Source organism: Glaciimonas sp. OK215, from assembly GCF_057787885.1.
Window position 1 is genome coordinate 685,825 of the sequence record NZ_CM173544.1, and the last position, 22,712, is coordinate 708,536.

Sequence of the window (22,712 nt, forward strand, 5' to 3'; positions counted from 1 at the left end):
ACAAGCGCCCGTCATCTATGGGAAACAGTTGCCGCTCTCTTGGATCAAGAATGGCATCAAGGAACAGCAATCAGGTAAATAGCGGCTGGCTCCCAAAGATGTTGATTAACGGTGACGAGCAAAGCTAGTCAAGTCACCGTTCCATCAAGAATTTATCCACCCCGAGGGAGTCATGATGCACGGTCTGGCGTATTTATTCTTTTTTAAAAGCATGCAATGAGCATCAGCACATTCGACCTGTTCAAAGTAGGTATCGGCCCATCCAGCTCCCATACGGTCGGGCCGATGATTGCAGCCAGCCGGTTTGCCGGCTATCTGCAGGAAGCCGGCTTGCTGGACTCAGTGCATTCAGTGCGCGCCGAGTTGTACGGCTCGCTTGGTGCGACCGGCAAGGGCCACGGGACTGACAAGGCGGTTTTGCTTGGCCTGGAAGGGCATTTGCCAGACCGGATAGATCCGGATTTTGTCGAGCCCAGGCTGGCGGAAATTCGCAGTACCAGACAACTATTGCTGAATGGCACGCACACCGTTGCGCTGAACGAAAAAGAACACATGATGTTCTTCCGCCGGGAATCGCTGCCGCAACACCCGAATGGCATGCGCTTTCTGGCGCTGGACGCCAGCGCCAAGTTGCTGCTGCAGAAGGAATATTACTCAGTCGGCGGCGGCTTCGTTGTCAGTCAGGAAGGGCTGCGCGTGAACGGCGTGCAGGCCGATGGTCCGGATGTTCCTTATCCGTTTCACTCGGGCGACGATCTGCTGCGGGTATGTGCTGAAAACGGTTTGACCATCGCCCAACTGATGCTGGAAAACGAAAAGCACTGGCGTAGCGCCGAAGAGGTGCGGAGCAAGTTGCTCGGGATCTGGGATGTGATGGCGGCGGCGATCAAGCGCGGCTGCGCGAGCGACGGTGAGTTGCCGGGACCCATGCGGGTCAAGCGCCGCGCCCATGAGCTGTCGCAGCAATTGCGCAATCGCTCGGAAGAATCGCTGAACGATCCGCTGTCGATGCTCGACTGGGTCAATCTGTATGCGATGGCCGTGAATGAAGAGAACGCTGCCGGCGGCCGCATCGTCACCGCGCCGACCAATGGTGCTGCGGGGGTGATTCCGGCAGTGCTGCAGTACTACATCAAGTTTGTGCCTGGCGCCAATACGGACGGCGTGATGACCTTCTTGCTGACAGCTGCCGCGATCGGCCTGATCTACAAAGAGAATGCTTCTATCTCGGGCGCTGAAGTCGGCTGTCAGGGCGAGGTTGGCGTGGCGTGTTCGATGGCGGCCGGTGCGCTGGCCGCGGTACAGGGCGGCAGCACCGAGCAGATCGAGAACGCCGCCGAGATCGGCATGGAACATAACCTCGGCATGACCTGCGATCCGGTCGGCGGCCTGGTGCAGATTCCATGTATCGAGCGCAACGCGATGGGAGCGGTCAAGGCCATCAATGCCGCGCGGATGGCGCTGCGCGGTAACGGAAAGCACTATGTGTCGCTGGATAAGGTCATCAAAACCATGATGCAAACCGGTGCCGATATGAAGACCAAGTACAAGGAAACGTCGCGTGGCGGTTTGGCCGTCAACGTGATCGAATGCTGAACAGCATTGCAAATAGTGTCCGCAAATTTTTAGGAAAATCATGAGCAATTATTCGATATTCAGTCTGATCCGTAACGGTCTTTCGTACCATGAAAACTGGCAGCGGGCCTGGAAAAGCCCGGAGCCGAAAAAAGAGTACGACATCGTCATCATCGGCGGCGGCGGGCATGGTCTGGCGACGGCGTATTACCTGGCGAAAGTACATGGCCTGCGGAATATCGCGGTGATCGAAAAAGGCTGGATCGGCGGCGGCAATACTGCCCGTAACACCACCATCGTACGTTCCAATTATTTGTGGGATGAGTCTGCCGGCCTGTACGAAAAGGCGATGCAGCTGTGGGAAGGCTTGTCGGAAGACCTGAACTACAACGTCATGTTCAGCCAGCGCGGCGTGATGAATCTGGCGCATACGCTGCAAGACGTGCGCGATACCGATCGCCGCATTAATGCCAACCGCCTCAACGGCGTCGATGCCGAATGGCTGACCCCGGCACAGGTCAAGGAGATCGTGCCGATCATCAACCTGAACAGCCACTATCCGGTGCTCGGCGCCTCGTTTCAACGGCGCGGCGGCGTGGCGCGTCACGATGCGGTGGCGTGGGGCTATGCGCGCGGTGCCGATGCGCGCGGCGTCGACATTCTGCAGAATTGCGGCGTCACCGGCATCCGTCGCGACAACGGCGCGGTGACCGGCGTCGAAACAGTCAAGGGCTTCATCAAGGCCAAAAAAGTGGCAGTGGTGACCGCCGGCAGTTCCAGCCTGCTTGCCAGCATGGCCGGGATCAGACTGCCGCTGGAAAGTCATCCGTTGCAAGCGCTGGTGTCGGAGCCGATCAAGCCGGTGATCGATACCGTCGTGATGTCGAATGCCGTCCACGCATATCTGAGTCAGTCGGATAAAGGAGATCTGGTGATCGGGGCCGGTGTCGATCAATATACAGGCTACGGCCAGCGCGGCAGCTATCAGACTATCGAAAGCACGTTGCAGGCGATTGTCGAAATGTTCCCGGTCCTGAGCCGGGTCCGCATGAACCGGCAGTGGGGCGGGATTGTGGATGTCTCGCCGGATGCCTGCCCAATCATCTCGAAGACCGATATCAAGGGTTTGTACTTCAACTGCGGCTGGGGCACGGGCGGGTTCAAGGCGACGCCGGGCTCGGGCTGGGTGTTTGCGCACATGATCGCCAACGATAGTCCGCATCCATTGAACGCGCCGTTCTCGCTCGACCGTTTCTATACCGGCCATCTGATTGACGAGCACGGCGCCGCAGCGGTTGCGCACTAATGCACCAACGCACATACCCCATCACACAAGACTGATTCTGGAGAAACACCATGTTATTGATTACCTGCCCCTGGTGCGGGCCACGTGCGGAAAGCGAATTCCATTGCGGTGGCGAAGCGGATATTGCGCGCCCGCTGGAGACCGAAAAGTTAAGCGATGAAGAGTGGGGCGACTACCTGTTCATGCGTAAGAATCCACGCGGTGTGCATCGCGAGCAATGGGTGCACAACCAGGGGTGCCGCCGCTGGTTCATGGCCGAGCGCGATACCGTGACATATGAATTTCTTGGTTACAGCAAGTTTGGCAAAAATGCCGCGATGGCAAAGCCGGCAACAGAAAAAGGGAGCGCAGCATGAAATCCAGCACAAAGCCCAGCACAAAGCAAAGCCATCGCTTGACAGCAGGTGGCCGGATCAATCGCAACAAAGCGCTGACGTTTTCCTTTAACGGCAAAACCTATGAGGGCTTTCAGGGCGACACGCTGGCATCGGCGTTGCTGGCCAATGGCGTGCATTTTGTCGCGCGCAGCTGGAAATACCATCGGCCGCGCGGCATCGTTACCGCAGGTGTGGAAGAGCCGAATGCGCTGGTGCAACTGGAAACCGGTGCTTACACGGTGCCGAATGCGCGCGCAACCGAACTCGAGTTGTATCAGGACCTGACGGCGACCAGCGTCAACGCCAAGCCGAACATCGAGAACGACCGGATGGCGGTGAATCAACTGATCGCGCGTTTCATTCCGGCCGGTTTTTATTACAAGACCTTCAAGTGGCCGCGCAGCTGGTGGGGCAAGTATGAAGAGGTGATCCGCGCTGCCGCCGGTTTGGGCAAGGCGCCGACCGAACTCGACCCTGACCGTTACGAAAAAACCTACGCGCATTGCGACGTGTTGATCGCCGGCGGCGGTCCGGCCGGACTGGCCGCAGCATGGGTGGCGGGCAAATCCGGCGCGCGCGTGATCCTGGTCGACGATCAGGCTGAACTGGGCGGCAGTCTGTTGTCCGGCCCTGCGGTGATCGATGGCAAACCCGCCTCGGGGTGGGCCGCGCATATCGCCGCAGAATTGCGGAATATGCCAGAGGTGACTATCCTCACGCGCAGCACCGTGTTCGGCTATCAGGATCACAATCTGCTGACCGTGGCTGAGCGCCTGACCGAGCATTTGCCGTTGGCTGCACGCGGAAAATTGCGCGAACGGCTCTGGAAAGTACGTGCCAAGCATGTGATTCTGGCGACCGGCGCACATGAACGGCCTATCGTGTTCGGCAACAACGACTTGCCCGGCATCATGCTGGCCTCCGCAGTGTCCACTTACATCCATCGGTTTGGCGTGCTGCCGGGCCGCAATGCGGTGATCTTTACGAATAACGACGACGGTTACCAGGCCGCGCTCGATCTGAAAGCCGCTGGCGCGCAGGTCGTGGTGGTCGATCCGCGGGCTGCCGGCAACAGTAGCCTGCCGGCATTGGCCAAACGCCAGGGCATCACCGTCGTCAACAACGCGGTGGTGGTCTCGGCCGCGGGTGGACGCCATGTTAAATCGGTTGAAGTGGCTACTCACACCGATGGCGTGCCGGGGCAACTGGTTAACACCTTTTCTTGTGATCTGGTCGGCATGTCGGGCGGCTGGAATCCGGTTTTGCACCTGTTCGCGCAATCCGGCGGCAAGGCCCAGTGGGATAAGGACAAAGCCTGTTTCGTGCCGGGTTCGGCGATGCAAAAAGAAACCAGCGTCGGCGCTGCGAATGGCGATTTCAGGCTGGGCGGGGCGCTGCGCGATGGGGCGCTGGCGGCACAACGTGCGGTCAACGCCTTGGGGTTCAAATTGGCGGCGGTACCGATCTGGAAAGTGGCCGATATTGCCGAAGCAGCTATTCTGCCGTTATGGCTGGTGGGCGATCGCAAGCGGGTCGGTCGCGGTCCGAAACAATTCGTCGATTATCAGAATGACGTTTCGGCGTCCGACATCTATCTGGCGGCACGCGAGGGCTACCACTCGGTCGAGCACGTCAAGCGCTACACCGCGCTGGGCTTCGGTACCGATCAGGGCAAGCTGGGGAATATCAACGGCATGGCGATTCTGGCCGAAGTGCTGGGCAAGACCATCCCCGAGACCGGCACCACGACTTTCCGGCCGAACTACACGCCGGTGACATTCGGGACTGTGGCGGGACGTGAGCTGGGCGATTTCCTGACACCGATACGCAAGACCTGTATTCACGAATGGCATGAAGAACAGGGCGCATTGTTTGAAGATGTCGGCAACTGGAAACGTCCCTGGTATTACCCGCGCGGCAGCGAGGATCTGCATGCTGCGGTCGCGCGCGAATGTCTGGCGGCGCGTAACAGCGTCGGCATACTCGATGCGTCGACGCTGGGGAAAATCGATATACAAGGCCCGGACGCAGTGACCTTGCTGAACTGGATGTACACCAATCCGTGGAACAAGCTGGAGGTCGGCAAATGCCGCTACGGCCTGATGCTCGATGAGAACGGCATGGTGTTCGACGATGGCGTCACGGTCCGTCTGGGCGAGCAGCATTTCCTGATGAGCACCACCACCGGCGGCGCGGCGCGCGTGCTGGACTGGATGGAACGCTGGCTGCAAACCGAATGGCCGGACCTGAAAGTCAATCTGACTTCGGTCACCGACCATTTCTCCACCTTTGCCGTGGTGGGACCGAATGCGCGCAAGGTATTGCAAAAAGTCTGCAAGGACATCGACTTTTCGAATGCGGCATTTCCATTCATGTCGTTCCGCGAAGGCACTATCCAGGATGTGTTTACCCGCATCATGCGCATCAGTTTTTCGGGCGAGTTGTCGTACGAGGTGAATGTGCCGGCAAATATGGGGCGGGCGATCTGGGATGCGATTATCGCGGCCGGCAAGGAATTCGAGATCACGCCGTACGGCACCGAAACCATGCACGTATTGCGCGCCGAAAAGGGTTACATCATCGTCGGTCAGGATACCGACGGTTCGGTGACGCCGTTCGACCTGGGGATGGGCGGTTTATGCGCAAAGTCCAAGGATTTCCTCGGCAAGCGTTCCTTGACGCGTTCCGATACCGTCAAGGAAGGACGCAAGCAACTGGTGGGCTTGCTGACCGACGATCCGGCCGTTGTACTGGCGGAAGGCGGCCAGATCCTGGCGGCGCCAAGCAACGAGCCGATTGCGAAGATGATAGGCCACGTCACCTCCAGCTATTTCAGCCCGATTTTGCAGCGCTCGATTGCGTTTGCGCTGATCAAAGGGGGCTTGAGCAAGATGGGCGAAAGCGTGGCTCTTCCGACCGCATCCGGCGGCTTTGTGAGCGCAAAGATTAACAGTCTGGTTTTTTATGATGTCGAAGGAGTCCGTCAACATGTTGAATGATGCGAAAGTTCTTGCTAAAGATTTTACGTCGGAGTCTGCGCCGGCCAACTTGTTGCGCGGCCTGAAACTGGAGTCGCCGCTAGCCAGCGTCGCCGCCTTGCTGGCCCCGCTGACATCCGGCGCCAACCGGGTATTCAGCGTGCTCGAAAAGCCCTTTCTGGAATTGATCAACGTCAAAGGCGAAGCTGATTCCGAGGTATTTTTAGCGGCGATCAAAAATACGACGGGAGCGGCATTGCCGCTGCTGCCGAATACGGTCTCGGAAAGCGATGACTACGTGATCTACTGGCTCGCGCCCAACGAATGGCTGATTCAATCGACGCAGCCACGGGTGCCGGTGCTGGACGCCGCACTGAGCAAGTTGCTGACAGGGCAGTTCGCATCGGTGGTGGATGTCAGCAGCGGCAATACGACGCTCATCATGGCTGGCGAAAAAGTCCGCGCCGTGTTGCAGAAAGGCTGTCCGCTGGATTTTCATCCCAAGGTTTTCACGGCAGGGCAATGTGCGCAGAGTCACTTTTTCAAAGCCGGCGTCGTGTTGCGCCCACTTGCCAACGGCAATTTTGAAGTCATCATCCGGCGCAGTTTCGCCGATTATTTCGGTCGCATCCTGGTCGATGCGGTCGAGGAGTATCGCTGATGAAAAATGAAAATATTGCCAGTGGCATACGCTGGCAAATCTTCGTCGATGGCTTGAAATTGATGACCCATGTCGGCTTGCATGCGCACGAATATCAACAGCCTCAGGCGGTCGAGCTGGATATTGAGATGTCTTACCGGACCAACAGAAAAAGCGGCGATGACGCCGAGTCGATTATCGACTACGACAAATATTGCACGCTACTGTCAACTTTCATGACGCATAAGCCGCATACGCGCTTGCTGGAAACCCTGGCATCCGAGGTCGCAAGCTTGTCGTTTCGCGACTATCCGATGCTGGAAGAGATCAAGGTCTCCATCCACAAACCCAAGATTCGTGAGAATGCCGCACGGCTTGGTGTGTCGGCTTGCTGGACGCGCTGGAGCTATGAGACTTTGCTGGTTCAGCAGCCGCAGGAGTTGGCGCTGAGTACATAAGGAATCAGGTCAGCGACGGAGTTTTCGACTACCGATATCGTCAAATTTTGTTAAGATGAAGTGTGTCCGCAAGGCATGCTTTTAAATAAGGCCTGCAAATTTGCAGGCCTTTTTGTTTGTGGCTTACTTTTTACATAACAATTTAGAAAATTATTTAGCTATACCGGAGACTCATAATGACCAAAGATAAAACTTTGTCAGCCGCAGAACAGGCGTTGCGCGAAGCCGCACTCGAATATCACCGCAGTCCTACGCGCGGCAAGATTAAAGTGCTGCCGACCAAGCCGCTGTCGAATCAGCGCGATTTGTCGCTGGCCTATTCCCCTGGTGTTGCCTACGCCTGTCTGGCGATTGAAGAAAATCCTGAGCTGGCGGTCGATTTCACCTCGCGTGCCAATCTGGTTGGCGTGATTACCAACGGTACGGCGGTGCTCGGACTGGGCGACATTGGCCCGCTGGCGAGCAAGCCGGTGATGGAGGGCAAGGGCTGCCTGTTCCAGACTTTTGCCGGTATCGATGTTTTTGATATTGAACTGGCGGAACGCGATCCCGACAAACTGGTGGAGATGATCGCGGCGCTGGAGCCGACGCTGGGCGGCATCAATCTGGAAGATATCAAGGCGCCGGAATGCTTTTATATCGAAAAGAAACTGCGTGAACGGATGAACATTCCGGTTTTCCACGACGATCAGCATGGCACCGCGATTATTTCCGCTGCGGCACTGCTGAACGGGCTGGAGCTGGTCAACAAGCCCATTGGTGCAATCAAGCTGGTGGCATCCGGTGCCGGTGCGGCCGCGATCGCCTGTCTGGACTTGATGGTTGAGCTCGGCGTCAAACGCGAAAACATGTTCGTTTGCGATTCGCGCGGCGTGATCCATGATGCACGTGAAGACAAGCTGGACGAGTCCAAGCAACGTTATGTGAAAAAAACCGACGCCCGCACTTTGGCGGATGCGATCAAAGGCGCGGATGTGTTCCTGGGTTGTTCCGCTGCCGGCGTGTTGACGCCGGAGATGGTCAAAACGATGGGGACCCAGCCTATCATCCTGGCGCTGGCCAATCCGGAACCGGAAATTCGCCCGGAACTGGCGCTGGAAGCCCGCCCCGATTGCATCATCGCAACCGGCCGCTCGGATTATCCGAATCAGGTCAACAACGTCTTGTGCTTTCCGTATATTTTCCGTGGCGCGCTGGATTGCGGCGCAACCCGGATTACGGAGGCGATGAAAGTCGCTTGCGTGCGCGAGATTGCCGATCTGGCGAAAGCCGAGATCAGCGAAGAAGTCGCGTCTGCGTACGCCGGCCAGGAACTGCGCTTCGGCCCTGAATACATTATTCCGAAGCCATTCGATTCGCGTCTGATTCTGCGTATCGCGCCGGCGGTAGCCCGCGCTGCCGAAGAGTCCGGCGTCGCCACCCGGCCGATCAAGGATATGCTGGCGTATCGCCAATCGTTGACGCGCTTCGTCACCCATACCGGCATGTTCATGCGACCGGTGTTTGAGGCAGCGCGGGTGGAGCCGCAACGTATCGTCTATGCTGAAGGCGAAGATGAGCGCGTATTGCGTGCGGTGCAGATCGCGCTGGAAGAAAAGCTGGTGCGTCCAATTCTGATCGGCCGCCCGGCCGTGATCGAAGCGCGGATTGAACGCGCTGGTCTGCGCCTGAAGGCCGGACAGGATTTCGAGCTGGTCAATCCGGAAGACGATGCGCGTTTTCGTCAGTATTGGGAGGCCTATCACGAGATCAAGGCACGCGACGGCGTCACGCCGGAAATGGCGAAGTCTATGCTGCGCCGTTCGAACACGATCATCGCGGCGATGCTGGTCAAACTGGGCGATGCCGACGGCATGCTGTGCGGTCTGGTTGGCCGCTTCGACAATCATCTGGAACACATCAGCGACATCATCGGCCTGCGCGCGGGGGCGCAAGGCTTCGCGACATTGAATGGGCTGGTGCTCGATCAACATACGCTGTTCATCGCCGACACCTCCGTCAACGATGATCCAAGCGCAGAGCAGTTGGCCGATATTGCCGCCATGGCCGTCGAAGAAGTACGACGTTTTGGCGTGCCGCCAAAAGTGGCGTTCCTGTCGCACTCGATGTTTGGTTCCAGCAGCCGTCCATCGGCCAGAAAGATGCGTGCCGCACGCGACCTGTTCGCCCTGCGCATGCCGGACGTGGAGTCGGATGGCGAGATGCACGGCGATGCCGCGCTGAGCGCAGACATCCGTAAGCAATACTTGCCGAAATCGACGCTGACCGGCAATGCGAACGTGCTGATCATGCCGAATCTGGATTCCGCCAATATTCTATTCAATGTATTGAAGATGACCGGTGGTCAGGGCGTCACGGTTGGCCCGGTATTACTGGGCGCGGCAGCAGCGGTGCATGTCCTGACGCCATCTGCAACGGTGCGCCGGGTGGTGAATATGACCGCTTTGGTGGTGGCGAATGCGATCTCTAAAAAGCAGGGTGGTTGATCGTAGTACGTTAAGGTATTGCAGGGAAGTAAGGTAAATACCCTCCATGACGCCGATTCGCGTGATGGAGGGTATTTTTGTTTGGGAGCGATGACGGACTTGCAGAATTATTTATGGATGCTGCGTAGCGCGTTACTTGTTCGACAGTGTCCGACGATGTTCTCCCGGACTATTCCCAGTCCACTTTTTAAAGGCGCGATGGAACGCGCTGGGATCTGCGAAGCCCAGTTGCCCCGCAATTTCTTCAATGCTCTGGTTTGATCCGCTCAAATGATTGATCGCCAGATCGCGACGCAGATTATCCTTGATCGATTGATAGGATTGGCCTTCCTGATGCAGTTTGCGGCGCAAGGTTGATGCGGTTGAGTGCAACTGCCTGGCAAGCGTGTCGAAGTCGGGCCAGTCGGCCAAGGCGGTGCGCCGTAAATGTCGGCGAATTTTAGCGTTCAGGCTATCGTGATTACTGTATTTGACCAGCAAGTTGGCCGGTGCTTCGCCTAAAAAAGCCGTCAGGCTGTGCTGGCTTTGAACGATGGGTAGCGCCAGATAGGCCAGGTCGAAGGTGATGCAGGTTTGCGCTTGCCCGAAACGGGCCTGCTCGCAAAATCGCACTTTATAGTCGGCGCTGTAAAGCGGTTCGTCACACCGGAAATCCGCTGTTAATAACGGGATCCGCCGACCAATCAGCCAGCTGCCCAGGCCGTGCATAATGATCAGAAAAGTGGTGTAGGCGAACAGGCGGCGCGGCGCTTGCGCCGGGCCGGATTCGTGCAGGGTCAACTGCGCAATGTGCTCTGTGGTCGTGAGCGTGCCGTGGATGTCATCCAGCAGCAGTCGCATAAACGCCAGTCCACGCTTTAACGCCACCCCCAGGCTATCGCTGTGCAGCACGCTGCGGCACAGCAACGCGAAACCGCCGACTTTCATCCGGTGGCTATCCATCCCGAAGAATTCATCGTCAAGCCGCTGGGCAATCAGGTACCAGAGCTGTCCATAGTTAGCCGCTGCGACCCGCGCTTGAGGTGCGCTTAGCAAAGTTGGTGAGATACCCGCCTGCAGCAGCAGTGTTTCGGTTTCGATGCCCTGTTCAAGCATGGCTGCCAGTGCTTCATGGACGAAGTCTATGCCGATGGTGCCTTTTTCCCAATCTTTCATGCGTTTTTTCTTGGGTTGGTTACAAATGTGTTCTGTATCGGTCGCGGGTTGCAAATCCAGCCGTTCAGCTTGGAAGGATATAACATGGTTAGTCAGCAATGAATATCCTAGACTGACGCAGCGTATTTTGATTGATTGCGTAAAAAAGACTATTTCGCCACAACATCGAAGAGCAGCTTGAAGGTGCCATTTTAGGTTAGAGGAGAACAAATATGTCAGCTGATGTGCCTGCAGGCGGGATCGCGATTCCTGGTGTTGAACGAGGGCATGCTCAAGGGCCCGATTATGCAAAATTTTATGCAGACTTTGACGTGGAGAATATCGCCGCCATGCTCTCCGGCGATCTGAAAGCAGGTATTAACGCCTGCGTCGAATGTTGCGACCGTCATGCACTGCCGGGCCGGATTGCATTGTTTCATGAGAGCAAGGATGGATGCAGCACCAGCTATACCTTTGCGCAGCTCAAGGAGCTTTCGGCAAAATTTGCCAATTTTCTGACGCAGCAGGGCATCCAGCCCGGCGATCGCGTCGCCGGATTGTTGCCACGGACCCCCGAACTGCTGATCACGATTTTGGGAACCTGGCGTGCCGGCGCGGTATATCAGCCGCTCTTCACCGCATTCGGATCAAAGTCGATCGAACACCGCGTCAGCACCAGTGAAGCCAAGCTGATTGTGACCGATGCCGACAACCGCCATAAATTGCACGACGTCGCCAATTGCCCGCCGCTGATAACGATAGGTGGTGAAAAAGGCCGCGGCATTGAACCTGGCGACGTTAGTTTCTGGGCCGAACTGGAGCGGCAATCGACAGAGTTTGCGCCAGTCATGCGGCGTGGCGATGACCCTTTCATGATGATGTTCACGTCCGGTACGACCGGACCGGCAAAAGGCGTCGTGGTGCCGCTCAGGGCGATGCTGTCGTTCTATGTCTACACCCGCTACGCGATGGATCTGCGACCGGAAGATGCGTTCTGGAATATTGCCGATGCCGGTTGGGCCTATGGCTTGTACTACTGCGTTACCGGGCCGTTGCTGATGGGCCATCCGATTACGCTTTACGACGGTCCGTTCACGGTCGAGAACTGCTATCGGATCATCGAGAAATATCGGATCACCAATCTGGCTGGCGCGCCGACCGCCTATCGCATGCTGATTGCGGCCGGCGAGGCTGCGGCCGCCTCAACCAAAGGACAACTGCGGGTTGTCAGCAGTGCCGGCGAGCCGTTGAATCCAGAAGTGATCCGCTGGTTCCGCGCGCATCTGGATTGTCCGATTTACGACCACTATGGCCAAACGGAAACCGGCATGGTGCTGTGCAATCACCATGGTTTGGCGCACCCGATTCATCCGGGCTCGGCCGGTCTGGCGATGCCAGGGTATCGCTTGGCCGTGATTGATGACGATGGTGCGGAATTGGCGGTCGGTCAACCGGGGGTACTGGCGATTGAGCGCGGACGGTCACCGTTATTCTGGTTTCAGGGTTATTGGCAGCAGCCGGCTGCGCCGTCGCCGCATGACTATTACGTCACCGGCGACACGGTCGAAAACAATGCCGACGGCAGCATCAGTTTCGTCGGTCGCGGTGACGATATCATTACCTCTGCCGGTTATCGTATCGGCCCGTTCGATGTTGAAAGCGCGCTGCTGGAACATGCCGCAGTGGCAGAGGCGGCGGTGGTCGGCAAGCCCGATCCGGAACGGACTGAACTGGTGAAAGCCTTTGTCGTACTGCGACCCGGGTTTGCGGCTTCCGATACGCTGGCGACCGAGTTGCAGCAATATGTCAAAAAACGTTTGGCAGCACATTCCTATCCGCGTGAAATAGAATTTTTGCCAGCGTTGCCGAAAACGCCGAGTGGAAAACTGCAGCGCTTTATCCTGCGCAATCAGGAAATCGCTAAAGCCCGGTCAGGTACGCCGTAAACATCACGTATAGGACGCGTGCCCCAACCGTTCGCCCTGTGCAGTCCGTAGGGCATGGCTCGCGTCGCAAATTTCCTGGGGCCGGCAGGCTCCCGGCATTGGTGGGACTAACAAAAATTTACTCTAGAGGTTGACATGCAAATTAAAGACAAGTGTTTTCTGATCAGCGGTGGCGGTTCCGGCCTTGGCGCAGCGACCGCACGCCTGATCATTCAAGAGGGCGGTCAGGTCGTCATCGCCGATGTGAACCAGGAAGCTGGTACCGCACTCGCGAAGGAACTTGGCGCGCGGGCGCATTTCATCGCCACTGACGTGAGCAACGAAGCTAGCGCCAAGGCTGCGGTGGATGCTGCGGTGACGGCTTTTGGCGGTCTGCACGGACTGGTGAATTGCGCCGGCGTCGCTCCGGCCAAAAAAGTACTCGGCAAGGAAGGGCCGCACAGCTTCGATGATTTCGCCCGTGTGATCCAGATTAACCTTATCGGCACCTTCAACATGCTGCGTCTGGCGGCCGAGGTCATCAGCAAGACCGAGCCGAATGCAGACGGTGAACGCGGCGTCATCATCAACACCGCTTCGGTGGCCGCGTTCGATGGCCAGATTGGGCAAGCGGCATATGCTTCTTCCAAAGGAGGCGTGGTGGCGTTGACCTTGCCGGTGGCACGGGAACTGGCGCGCTTCGGTATCCGCGTGATGACGATTGCACCTGGCATCATGGAAACGCCGATGTTGCTGGGTATGCCGCCTGAAGTACAGGATGCGCTGGGAAAGACCGTACCGTTTCCATCGCGTATGGGCAAGCCGGCAGAGTTTGCGGCGCTGGTGAAAACGATAGTCGAGAACGCTTACTTGAATGGCGAAGTGATCCGGCTTGACGGCGGGATCCGGATGACGGCAAAGTGATACCGCCAGTCTGACGCTTCGATCATCTCCGCCTGCATCGTCAGCCCGGGTTGGCCGGGTACCGATGGCTTCATGCGCGAATGGCAATGCGACGGCTGTCGCAATTTCAGAATTCTCTTGTCACAAAAAAAATGGATCGCATTCTACGAACGTGATCCATTTTTTGCTTCTGAAACCCGCATCAATCTGCTGAAAAGATCGGCATGCGTTTCTTACAAAGAACGAGTCTTAAGATTTCTTTTTCTCACCTAAGACCTCAAGAACTTTTTTATAGTCAGGCTCTTCCGCAATTTCACCAGAGCGTTGACTGAAAATAACTTGGTTATTCTCATCAAGTACAACCAATGCCCGCGCTGTAAGCCCTTTCAAGGCACCATCAGGGATGGCTACGCCATAATCTTGAGCAAATTTGGGCGAACGAAATGCTGACAACATGGTGACATTTTTAATATTTTCCGCCCCACAAAAGCGTTTCTGGGCAAAAGGCAGGTCATTGGATATGCCGATCATTTCCGTATTTGGGAGCGAGGCCACCATTTCGTCGAACTTGCGTACTGAACTATCACATGCCGGCGTGTCAATACTGACGAAGATGTTTAAGACCTTACGTTTCTTGCCAAAATGAGAAATAGAAATATCCTTAAGATCATTGTCGACCAGCGTAAAAGCGGGGGCTGTCAGTCCGACCTGGGGTAATTTTCCTGACACAGAAACCGGATAACCTTCAAAAGTCACTGCATGAGTGCTTTCTGCAATTGTACTAGTAGCAACTAGTGCAAATATGGAGAATGGCAGAAGATATTTTTTCATCAATTTCATTAGCGCATTTTCCTTTTAGTCGGCGGTTGCAATTTTTTTACTACGCTTAAACCAACGTCAGCGTCACTTCTTTTCTCTGCTCAGGAGGTCATCACCAGGATTTTTCATACCATCAGTGCCAGGTAGGGAGCATTCATCCACAATTTCAGTTGCCGGATCGAGATATTGCTCACTTCATGAGCCCGAATCAGCAAGTCTGGACTGACGGGTGTTCTGCCGTGACGAATATTGCGGATGACCGCAGGGCCTACCTCAAGAGCGCGGGCTAATGCAGCGTCATTTTCCAGTTCCAGTTTCTGGATCAGTTCATTGAGGAGGCGATCTGGATCATATTTCGTCTCTAGTGCGTACCGCGCCTTGCCTAAATCGATGAACATTCGCAGCCTCCTTTTCAGTTACCCAAAAAAGCGCTACAGCTGACAAAATACGATACGGTCAAACGATTCGCTGCCATATCGTCCGCTTTTCTGAGAGGTCGCCTTCGCTCTCGGCCATGTGTGCTTCGATGTGGCTTATATTTTTACTGCATTTGTATAGATAAGCTTTGCGCCCGTTTTTATCTTTCCCTTCCACGATTTCAACGATCGAACGGATCGTGTATTCATCGTTTTCGTATCGTCTTGATTGCAGACTTATTCGAACGACACTTACATCATTGCGTGCGATGAAACGCAGTACATAAGCGAGTTCATCGAAGATAAACCGGGACCAAGGTTGATCGTTCAGTTTTTTTTCAAGCATTACGACATCAAGATGAAAAAGGCGGACGTTTACTGGAATTTCAACACATGGGTAATAACGAAGGCCGGACTCGTTATACAAGGTGCTCAGTAGCTTTCCACGAGACTCGGATTCCCATGATTTATTCGTTTGCAACATAGTTGATCCAAATTGAAAAAGTTCGCTAACCTTGTCTTGCCCCGGAAAAAGAAGCAATTTATGTACTTGCGTGAAACTTAAGCTTGTTCTTCACGAATCAATAAACATTACCGGCCTCCTGTTCAGCTGCCAAAAAAATAGGCACAGTCCCACCCATATTTTCGCCGGTCGGCAGCAATACAACATGAGAGCCTGTGTCAGCATTGTGCCGGTGAGGCAGGCATCACATAATTGCCTGTACTCTGTTTTTTATGGGGGGAATATTCTTATAACAAGGTCGGCACGCGCATGACTAGCTCATTGACTGGGCCTGATAGCGGTCGACGATTTCTTGCATCGTTGTCCAAAAGCGCGGCAACAGGTCAGCAATGGCGGCGCTGCCATTTGTCTTCACACGTTGCTGCAGAAGCGCGCATTGGGACGTGGCATCATGCTCCTGCATGACCAGCAATGCCCCTTTCAAGCGATGCAGGCGACGCTGAAACAAGTTATCGTCTCCGCTGAGCACAGCCTCTTTCATTGCATTCACGTCGACCTTCCAGCTGGCAAGAAAGGCTGTCTGCAGTTGCTGCATGACAGTCGCATCGCGAATCGGCCGTGTGGTCACGACAAGCGCCTTGGCTTGCTTCCCTAACACGCGCGCCAAGGCATCATCTAGCTGCTCAATGGAGACTGGTTTATGCAACACATGCGCAAAGTCATGCTGGCTCGTATCGAGATCCTGTGCGGTGCCGGCGGTATTGACAATAACCGGCGTCGCAATCCCCTTGGCGCGCAGTGCAGACAACAGTATTTTTCCGTCCATTACCGGCATATTCAGATCGCTGACAATGACGTCGTATGTCTCGCCTCGACAGCGCTCTAGCGCTTGTCGACCGTTGAATACCGCATCGACATGATCGTAGCCGAGTGCCGCCAGTTGCGGCGCAATCAGGGCCCGGCTAACCGGGTCGTCTTCCACCACAAGAATACGCTCGGTATGCCTCACCGACGCTTGCGGACCCGTACGAATAGAGGTCTGTATCGGCGTATCGCGCTGCCCACAAAGACCGAGTGCCGCGTACAGCGCATTGGCGGCATAGGCGGATACGCCAATGCCGCCTGGCTGGCGTTGTGGATGCAAAGGGCCATCGGGTGTGATGATGACGCTATCGCAGAAAGACAATGTCGTGAGTTCCAGCCATGCCTCTGGCAGCGCCGGCTCGCAGCACGCTAATAACAGAATGGAGGTCGGCGACGCCGCCAATCTGGCTTCCACAGGATCCGTCAGTGCGATGAGCTTGACTAATGGTAGTCTGCGGTGGATGCCTGCCGCCAGTGTCTTTTGCCATACAACAGAATTGGACAACAGCACTATCGTATCGGCTGCCACGGCCAGCGTGAGCGTATCGGTCACCTGATTCTCGGCAACGATCTGCAGAGGCAGTGTGACGGTAAAAATGCTGCCGACATCCGGTTCACTGTCGACTTCAAGACGGCCGCCCATCAAGTCGGTCAAACGCTTGCACAACGATAGTCCCAACCCGGTTCCGCCAAAACGGCGCGATATCGAACCGTCTGCTTGAGAAAATGGCTCGAAAATATGACGCTGGTACTCGGCGGAGATACCGGAGCCTGAATCCGACACCGAAAAGCGCAGCCACGCATGCTGCCCACTGACCTCTCCTGGCTCAACGCGCAAGGCAATCGCGCCGGACTCGGTAAATTTCGACGCATTGCTCAAAAGGTTCATTAAAATCTGAGCAATGCGATGGCTATCCCCGAGTACCCGATCCGGCACTGACGGCGAAATCAGACATAGGAAGCGCACGTTCTTGCCATGGATGACCGGCGCGAAGGTTTGTGCGCATTGCTCGGCCAAGGTATGCGGACTGAATGGTTCTTGCTGCAGTGTCAGTTCGTTCGCTTCGACCTTAGAGATGTCCAGGATATCGTTGATCAGCGAGAGCAGCGCGTCAAATGACCGGCGAATCGTGTTCACGCGTTCTTTCTGCTGCAGGGACAAGTCCTCCATGGCGAGCAATTCAAGATTTCCTAGCGCACCATGCAGAGGAGTGCGGATTTCGTGGCTCATAGTAGCCAGAAACATGGACTTGGCCTGACTCGCTTGATCGGCAGCGATTTTTGCCTCGTGCATCAGGCGCTCTGTTTCTTTGCGCTCACTGATATCGGTAAGACCGAACAGCACCACGTCGCGTTCGCGATAGCGTGTGCGCGAGAATGCAGCGACCATATCGCGCTGACCTCCTGCGCCGTCGTTGACCGTCATTTCCGAAAACTCTATGCCGCGTTGAGTGTGGGAGCCGGAACTGGTCAGGATGCGTTGATAGAAATCGCCACTGCCGACAGGATCGTGATACAGCAGATTTGCGGCAATGTCATTTTGCAGAACTACCTCGCCTGAAATCGGATCCACTACCCCCAGCCCAACCGGGGCGGTCTCGATCACAGTGCGGTTAAAGGCCTCGCTCTCATGGACACGCTGCTCGTGCAGCTGCAGCGGCGTAAACACGAAGCGGTCGAGAATCACGACAAAGGCCCACAGGATCAGCAGCACAGTCAGCATCAGTGCGCTCAGTAGCGACAGTTCGGGCCACAAGCCGGCGAGGATGGTCATCCAGTCAAAGGCGTAAACGGCAATCCAGTTTGGTCCGGGAATCGTCTGGTAGATGAAAAACACACCCTTGTCGCGGACGATTTGCGGATGTTCCGCCATCGTAGCCCCGAGAATGTCCGGATGTGCCAACAGCGCCTTGCTCCAGCGTCGCTCATTGGCATCGTCGTCATTGGCCCCGAACAAATGTTTCTGAAGGCGAGATACCGCAAAAAAGCCTGCTACCGGCGCGCCATTTTGAAAAAGATGGGCAAACTGGTTAAACGGCACAGTTACAACAATGACGGCAACGCGCTTGCCGTCGCGAAACACAGGGCTGGCGAAATGGTTGACGGTTTGTCCGCTGAACGGATCGTCATGGAGTGGAAGCCAGAAGATCCGCTGACGTGCCAAAGTGCGGTCTGAGTATTTGCTTAACTCTTCCTCGACCTTGCCGATACGCTGGCGGATGATCTCGGGCATGCGGCCTTGCTGCGCTGCCTGTAAAGCCGATTCTGGCAGCGGCGGCACCGTCGCCAAAAAACGTTCGTCCGTGGAATAGGTGAAGCCACCGAGAAAATAACCGGTTTCGCGCCCCTGCAAGTGTCCCTCCGGTGATATTTCGCGAATCAGGCGCAGCATTTTGGCCAGACGCTGCTGCTGGTCCGGCGCGGTCAACGTGGTCAGCACACCAAACGATGTCGCTGTCAGATCGCTCTCGGTCAAGGTCACGCCCTGATGCGTCAGCAAACGTTGTCGATAGCGCTGTAACGGAATCCAGTCGCGGTCATGCAGCCTCCAGAGCGCTTCATAATTTTCGACGTAATTACGCAAGCCCACTTGGTAGCGCTCGACCCGGCTCTTGACCAGTTCGCGATGCTGTAAAAATAGTTGTTGTTGATCGTTGATAAAACGATCGATAAGAGAATTCACGCCGACCGCCATTGCCACAACAATGACGACCGTCAGCAGCGTTGCACCGCCATACAGCAGTCGCTTGACATAGCGTCCGGACACTTCCGGCAGAATCGCGGCAATGCCCAGCGGCACTAAACGTCGCCGCAGCCAGCCGGCCAGGAACTGCCGACGACTCATGTAATATCGGTCTGACGATGTGTTCCACCCAAGCGGTTAAACGCATTGATCAGTTCCACGTCATTGTGCGCTCCCAGCTTGATCATGGCTTTCTTCTTTTGGGTACTGATGGTTTTGAGGCTGCGATCGGTGAGCTCGGCGATCTCCGTGACCGTCTTCCCGGACACAAACAGACGTATCACTTCCAGTTCCCGCTTTGTCAAATTGGCTTCCATCAGCGTTTGAGATCCCGGATTGTTCACCAGCATATATTCCAGCATTACCTTGGAGGTGGTGGGATCGAGATATTTTTCGCCAGCGATGATGCTGCGCACCACCATGGGCAATTCAGAAAAGGCGCCGCTGCTCTTACTGATAAAGCCCAGCACACCTAATCGCATGGCTTGTCGTACCACCACGATATCGTCATGTGCGGTCAACAGCACGATCTTCAGCATGGGATACATGCGCCGCACCCGTTCAAGCAAATGCATGCCGTCCGGTGCGCTGTCACCCTCGAATGAATAATCGGTAATCAAGACATCGTAGGATACCTGTTGCAGCGCATCAAACAAATCCGCAATCGTCAGCACGGTGGAGAGCAGTTGAATATCCGGCTCTCCTTTAAGCACGTCGCTAATGCCTATGACAACAACCGGATGGTCGTCGGCGACGATCACCTTGATCGCGGGCAAGGACGCTGAAAACGATGCATTGAAGGCGTCCGCTGGCGATGATGAAATGGGTTTTGTCATAATAAGGGGGAGGAAAAGGTGCTGCATATTGCGGGAAGCAGCGAGATTGCCGCTTAGTTCTCTTGCATGATCGGCTGGCGCTTCAGATCCGGCAGAATGCACGGTGCGCGATCACTGACCAAGCAGGCCCAATGCAATGTGGAGTTATCCGTGCTCGACGCAAGCTCTGTGGATTTTGCCGTTTCCGCAGCCGCCAACGTTGCTTCATCGAGTCGGGCGCGATACATGGTCTCGTCAGCCTGCCTGCGCAATCTTTGCTGGACGCGCGCCGTGCACGAATGACCCTGGGCCGCAATCCGTTGCATCGTGCCGAACAAATCCTGATCGTCACTGACCGCCTCTGCCAGTTGATCCCACCGGCCGGATTCGGTCCAACGTCTGAATCGCATGTAAGTTGCACCCCGGCTGCCAAGCTCTGGCGGCAGGCAGGTCCACCTGATCTTTTTCGATGCTATCAGGATCATCGCGTCGATAAACTGACGATTGTTCCTGCCATTGGCTCCAGGGTGACCGGGCCTGCCTATCAACAGCGGCTCCAGCTTTTGCCATTGATCATCTCGTAGTCGCATATCGCGCCCTTTCTATTTCAGCAGTCTCATCGCGCTCTATCTGGCTCGCCCAGATAGCGTCATGCAAGTGCGTCACAGTATGTTGTTTGGATACCGATATCGCCATTGCCAAAGGGCCGATAATTCAATCGGATAAATCCTATTTTGAGCGGCATCAGGTGCGCGATGGTGATGGCGATTGTGCCGGAGATACTCGACAGCAAGATTATTCCGCAGATTCCGATAGCGCTGCAATTGATATCGGACAGGAGTTGCTTAAGCTTGAATCTTGCACAAATGAAAGTCACTCGTACTTTTGTGCAAGATGTAGCTGCGCTGACGGTTCTTGATCGGATTTTTGTCCTATACTTGCTGTCTTGCTTCAACCATCAACCGCTTCCTGCCCACGTTTGTTTTGATTTCACCTGATTCTGTTGACTCCCCCCAATATTGTTCTGGGTGGCATGTTTAATAACAATGAAGGAGACGAAATGCTAACAACTACTTACGCTCTTATCAGTCTTTCAGTGGAACAAAAGAGGGCGCATAACCTCTTATCGACGGTCCAGCAATTATTCCAGAACAGCTCGGCGGACAGGCAGCGCACCGACCCGGTGATTCTTGAATCGGTCATCAGTCAGCTTGCCAAACTCGATGCGTCTTGTCATCGACGCAAAGTGGAAGTTTACGTGATTCCCGCAATCCAGAAAGCAACAAAAGAAGGGGATTCTCTGCTGGCCGAGCTGGAATCGTTAAGCGCCGTCGGGCTGCGTATTCTCGAATCGGTCAGGGAATGGGTGCGGCAAGCCTTTGCGCAAGGGGTGACGGAAGTAAAAGAATTGTATTCGTCAGTCGAACTGTATTGCAATAACCTGCTGCAACGATTGGCTAAAGAAGAAGACGAATTGTTGCCGTTAGCGCAGCGAGTCATATCGAGCGACGAGTGGTTTACCATTGGGGCGCAATTCCTGTCACTTTACGCAGAAAGTAAAGCGCGCCGGCAATCCGTGGGTGTGGCGCTGCGACTACCCTTGGTGCCGATGCCAGTCTTCTCTTTCAATCCTTTCTTTTGTCAGCCGGAACAGTCAGCCGGAAAACTTGACGTCAGTTTTTCGTAAAGCAATAACCTCATCAGGCATCATCAATCCCCCGGCTGCAACCGCCGAATTGCGAATATTGGGTGGGGGATGTCAAAGCCTTGTTCAGCGATCAATGTTGTCCGAAATCGCTCCTGCCCGGATCTCTGCAACGAGCGAACTTTTAGCCTGAATAGCTGACTAACTTAGTATGTTATTGGCAGTTATTTCAAGCGTTAAGAAGGCGACAGCCCTAACCCAATATCAGCTACTACTTATGGAATCTTATCCATGAGACTCACCACCAAAGGACGCTATGCCGTGACGGCGATGCTGGACCTTGCTTCGCACAGCGGCGAAGGCCCGGTGACCATGACCGACATCAGTCAACGACAGAGGATTTCCAGGTCGTATCTGGAACACCTGTTCGCCAAATTGCATCGGGAGCATTTGGTTGAAAGCTTGCACGGACCCGGCGGCGGCTATTTTCTGGCCAGGGAATTGCATGAAATTTCCGTTGCCGACATCCTCCTGGCGGTGGGCGAGTCGATTGAAGCGACCCAGTGCCTCGGAAAGCTCAATTGCCACGGCGGGAAGCGCTGCATGACGCATGAATTGTGGGCCAATTTGAATGTGGAGATCACACGCTATTTGGCATCGGTCAGATTGTCCCAGTTGCTGGAAAAACATCTGGAACAGGGCAGCGCACAGCCGATAATAATGCGTCAACGCAACCCGCACGCGCTGCCTTTGGCGAGCCGATCCGAACTTGCCGATGATGAAAAATTTCAGGAGAAATAAGCGAGGTAACGCAATGGCGATCATGTTGACAGAAAGTGCGGCACAACACGTTCATGACTCTCTGGCCCAGAACAGCAAGGCCATCGGTCTGCGTTTGGGCGTGCGCAAAATAGGTTGTTCCGGGCTTGGCTACACCATGGAATTTGCCGATGTCATGGGAAGCACGGATCGGGTGTTCGTTAGCCACGGCATCAAGGTGCTGGTGGACGCCTCCACTCTGGCGTTGATTGACGGCACAGAGGTGGACTTCGCCAGAGAGGGCTTTAACGAAACGTTCAAGTTCCGTAATCCCAATGTTAAGAGCGAGTGCGGCTGCGGCGAGAGTTTTAGCGTGTGATTGCGCGATGAAAGACGCGGGAGTTGA

The 22,712-nt window shown here is 55.5% G+C and carries 20 protein-coding genes; 13 read left to right on the forward strand and 7 right to left on the reverse strand.

The window, feature by feature from the left end; all coding sequences use genetic code 11:
- The first annotated feature begins 216 nt into the window (after nt 1–216).
- The 7 genes from AC3CHX_RS03115 (at nt 217) to AC3CHX_RS03145 (ending at nt 9,820) form a co-directional block, all read left to right on the forward strand.
- Entirely contained in the window at nt 217–1,596 is a 1,380-nt protein-coding gene (locus AC3CHX_RS03115; protein ID WP_488642649.1) for an L-serine ammonia-lyase, read from the forward strand.
- Between the two features lie 40 nt (nt 1,597–1,636).
- On the forward strand, nt 1,637–2,881 hold the full coding sequence (locus AC3CHX_RS03120; protein ID WP_488642650.1) for a sarcosine oxidase subunit beta family protein: 1,245 nt from the start codon (nt 1,637–1,639) through the stop codon (nt 2,879–2,881).
- Between the two features lie 50 nt (nt 2,882–2,931).
- Nucleotides 2,932–3,237, forward strand: coding sequence for a sarcosine oxidase subunit delta (locus AC3CHX_RS03125; RefSeq protein WP_488642651.1), 306 nt, complete (start codon nt 2,932–2,934; stop codon nt 3,235–3,237).
- The gene (locus tag AC3CHX_RS03130; protein WP_488642652.1) at nt 3,234–6,257 is read left to right on the forward strand and encodes a sarcosine oxidase subunit alpha family protein; all 3,024 of its coding nucleotides are present in this window, start codon (nt 3,234–3,236) and stop codon (nt 6,255–6,257) included. Before AC3CHX_RS03125 ends, AC3CHX_RS03130 begins: the two co-directional genes overlap by 4 nt.
- Complete coding sequence (locus tag AC3CHX_RS03135; RefSeq protein ID WP_488642653.1) at nt 6,247–6,897, forward strand: sarcosine oxidase subunit gamma; 651 nt, start codon at nt 6,247–6,249, stop codon at nt 6,895–6,897. Before AC3CHX_RS03130 ends, AC3CHX_RS03135 begins: the two co-directional genes overlap by 11 nt.
- Entirely contained in the window at nt 6,897–7,334 is a 438-nt protein-coding gene (locus tag AC3CHX_RS03140) for a dihydroneopterin aldolase (RefSeq protein WP_488642654.1), read from the forward strand. The genes AC3CHX_RS03135 and AC3CHX_RS03140 overlap by 1 nt, the downstream gene beginning before the upstream one ends.
- Before the next feature lie 176 nt (nt 7,335–7,510).
- Complete coding sequence (locus AC3CHX_RS03145) at nt 7,511–9,820, forward strand: NADP-dependent malic enzyme (protein WP_488642655.1); 2,310 nt, start codon at nt 7,511–7,513, stop codon at nt 9,818–9,820.
- Nucleotides 9,821–9,952: 132 nt separating this feature from the next.
- Here the strand turns inward: AC3CHX_RS03145 and AC3CHX_RS03150 are convergent, their stop codons facing one another.
- A complete protein-coding gene (locus AC3CHX_RS03150) occupies nt 9,953–10,975 on the reverse strand; it encodes an AraC family transcriptional regulator (protein ID WP_488642656.1) in 1,023 nt (340 codons plus the stop codon).
- A gap of 329 nt (nt 10,976–11,304) precedes the next feature.
- On the opposite strand from AC3CHX_RS03150, the gene AC3CHX_RS03155 reads away from it, so the two are divergent.
- Both AC3CHX_RS03155 and AC3CHX_RS03160 read left to right on the forward strand, forming a co-directional pair.
- Nucleotides 11,305–12,900: an AMP-binding protein gene (locus AC3CHX_RS03155; protein WP_488644709.1), complete on the forward strand. Its 1,596-nt coding sequence runs from the start codon at nt 11,305–11,307 to the stop codon at nt 12,898–12,900.
- A gap of 135 nt (nt 12,901–13,035) precedes the next feature.
- Complete coding sequence (locus AC3CHX_RS03160) at nt 13,036–13,803, forward strand: SDR family NAD(P)-dependent oxidoreductase (RefSeq protein WP_488642657.1); 768 nt, start codon at nt 13,036–13,038, stop codon at nt 13,801–13,803.
- Between the two features lie 228 nt (nt 13,804–14,031).
- Here the strand turns inward: AC3CHX_RS03160 and tpx are convergent, their stop codons facing one another.
- From tpx to AC3CHX_RS03190, 6 genes are all read right to left on the reverse strand, one after another.
- Nucleotides 14,032–14,622 (reverse strand): thiol peroxidase, encoded by a 591-nt coding sequence (gene tpx, locus AC3CHX_RS03165; RefSeq protein ID WP_488642658.1) that lies wholly within the window; start codon nt 14,620–14,622, stop codon nt 14,032–14,034.
- 104 nt (nt 14,623–14,726) lie between these two features.
- On the reverse strand, nt 14,727–14,999 hold the full coding sequence (locus tag AC3CHX_RS03170) for a helix-turn-helix domain-containing protein (protein WP_488642659.1): 273 nt from the start codon (nt 14,997–14,999) through the stop codon (nt 14,727–14,729).
- Nucleotides 15,000–15,057: 58 nt separating this feature from the next.
- Complete coding sequence (locus AC3CHX_RS03175) at nt 15,058–15,501, reverse strand: hypothetical protein (RefSeq protein WP_488642660.1); 444 nt, start codon at nt 15,499–15,501, stop codon at nt 15,058–15,060.
- Between the two features lie 292 nt (nt 15,502–15,793).
- Nucleotides 15,794–19,189 carry an ATP-binding protein gene (locus tag AC3CHX_RS03180; protein WP_488642661.1) on the reverse strand — a complete coding sequence of 1,132 codons (3,396 nt, stop codon included), beginning with the start codon at nt 19,187–19,189 and terminating at the stop codon, nt 15,794–15,796.
- Complete coding sequence (locus AC3CHX_RS03185; protein WP_488642662.1) at nt 19,186–20,025, reverse strand: response regulator; 840 nt, start codon at nt 20,023–20,025, stop codon at nt 19,186–19,188. The genes AC3CHX_RS03180 and AC3CHX_RS03185 overlap by 4 nt, the downstream gene beginning before the upstream one ends.
- A complete protein-coding gene (locus AC3CHX_RS03190; protein WP_488642663.1) occupies nt 19,977–20,492 on the reverse strand; it encodes a transposase in 516 nt (171 codons plus the stop codon). Before AC3CHX_RS03190 ends, AC3CHX_RS03185 begins: the two co-directional genes overlap by 49 nt.
- 165 nt (nt 20,493–20,657) lie before the next feature.
- Here AC3CHX_RS03190 and AC3CHX_RS03195 point away from each other — a divergent pair, with 165 nt between their 5' ends.
- The 4 genes from AC3CHX_RS03195 (at nt 20,658) to AC3CHX_RS03210 (ending at nt 22,685) form a co-directional block, all read left to right on the forward strand.
- A complete protein-coding gene (locus AC3CHX_RS03195) occupies nt 20,658–20,900 on the forward strand; it encodes a hypothetical protein (protein WP_488642664.1) in 243 nt (80 codons plus the stop codon).
- 35 nt (nt 20,901–20,935) lie between these two features.
- On the forward strand, nt 20,936–21,589 hold the full coding sequence (locus AC3CHX_RS03200) for a hypothetical protein (protein WP_488642665.1): 654 nt from the start codon (nt 20,936–20,938) through the stop codon (nt 21,587–21,589).
- 249 nt (nt 21,590–21,838) lie between these two features.
- Nucleotides 21,839–22,348 carry an Rrf2 family transcriptional regulator gene (locus AC3CHX_RS03205; protein ID WP_488642666.1) on the forward strand — a complete coding sequence of 170 codons (510 nt, stop codon included), beginning with the start codon at nt 21,839–21,841 and terminating at the stop codon, nt 22,346–22,348.
- Between the two features lie 13 nt (nt 22,349–22,361).
- Nucleotides 22,362–22,685 (forward strand): HesB/IscA family protein, encoded by a 324-nt coding sequence (locus AC3CHX_RS03210; RefSeq protein ID WP_488642667.1) that lies wholly within the window; start codon nt 22,362–22,364, stop codon nt 22,683–22,685.
- Nucleotides 22,686–22,712: the final 27 nt, after the last annotated feature.

Bases quoted from the DNA above. Each gene is read 5' to 3' on its own strand.
- AC3CHX_RS03200 (WP_488642665.1), top strand. From the start codon at position 20,936: ATGTTTAATAACAATGAAGGAGACGAAATGCTAACAACTACTTACGCT.
- AC3CHX_RS03125 (WP_488642651.1), top strand. From the start codon at position 2,932: ATGTTATTGATTACCTGCCCCTGGTGCGGGCCACGTGCGGAAAGCGAA.
- AC3CHX_RS03140 (WP_488642654.1), top strand. From the start codon at position 6,897: ATGAAAAATGAAAATATTGCCAGTGGCATACGCTGGCAAATCTTCGTC.
- AC3CHX_RS03175 (WP_488642660.1), bottom strand. From the start codon at position 15,501: ATGTTGCAAACGAATAAATCATGGGAATCCGAGTCTCGTGGAAAGCTA.
- AC3CHX_RS03205 (WP_488642666.1), top strand. From the start codon at position 21,839: ATGAGACTCACCACCAAAGGACGCTATGCCGTGACGGCGATGCTGGAC.
- AC3CHX_RS03135 (WP_488642653.1), top strand. From the start codon at position 6,247: ATGTTGAATGATGCGAAAGTTCTTGCTAAAGATTTTACGTCGGAGTCT.
- AC3CHX_RS03170 (WP_488642659.1), bottom strand. From the start codon at position 14,999: ATGTTCATCGATTTAGGCAAGGCGCGGTACGCACTAGAGACGAAATAT.
- AC3CHX_RS03130 (WP_488642652.1), top strand. From the start codon at position 3,234: ATGAAATCCAGCACAAAGCCCAGCACAAAGCAAAGCCATCGCTTGACA.
- AC3CHX_RS03180 (WP_488642661.1), bottom strand. From the start codon at position 19,189: ATGAGTCGTCGGCAGTTCCTGGCCGGCTGGCTGCGGCGACGTTTAGTG.
- AC3CHX_RS03115 (WP_488642649.1), top strand. From the start codon at position 217: ATGAGCATCAGCACATTCGACCTGTTCAAAGTAGGTATCGGCCCATCC.
- AC3CHX_RS03190 (WP_488642663.1), bottom strand. From the start codon at position 20,492: ATGCGACTACGAGATGATCAATGGCAAAAGCTGGAGCCGCTGTTGATA.
- AC3CHX_RS03150 (WP_488642656.1), bottom strand. From the start codon at position 10,975: ATGAAAGATTGGGAAAAAGGCACCATCGGCATAGACTTCGTCCATGAA.
- AC3CHX_RS03155 (WP_488644709.1), top strand. From the start codon at position 11,305: ATGCTCTCCGGCGATCTGAAAGCAGGTATTAACGCCTGCGTCGAATGT.
- AC3CHX_RS03210 (WP_488642667.1), top strand. From the start codon at position 22,362: ATGGCGATCATGTTGACAGAAAGTGCGGCACAACACGTTCATGACTCT.
- AC3CHX_RS03120 (WP_488642650.1), top strand. From the start codon at position 1,637: ATGAGCAATTATTCGATATTCAGTCTGATCCGTAACGGTCTTTCGTAC.
- AC3CHX_RS03160 (WP_488642657.1), top strand. From the start codon at position 13,036: ATGCAAATTAAAGACAAGTGTTTTCTGATCAGCGGTGGCGGTTCCGGC.
- AC3CHX_RS03145 (WP_488642655.1), top strand. From the start codon at position 7,511: ATGACCAAAGATAAAACTTTGTCAGCCGCAGAACAGGCGTTGCGCGAA.
- AC3CHX_RS03195 (WP_488642664.1), top strand. From the start codon at position 20,658: ATGGTGATGGCGATTGTGCCGGAGATACTCGACAGCAAGATTATTCCG.
- tpx (WP_488642658.1), bottom strand. From the start codon at position 14,622: ATGAAATTGATGAAAAAATATCTTCTGCCATTCTCCATATTTGCACTA.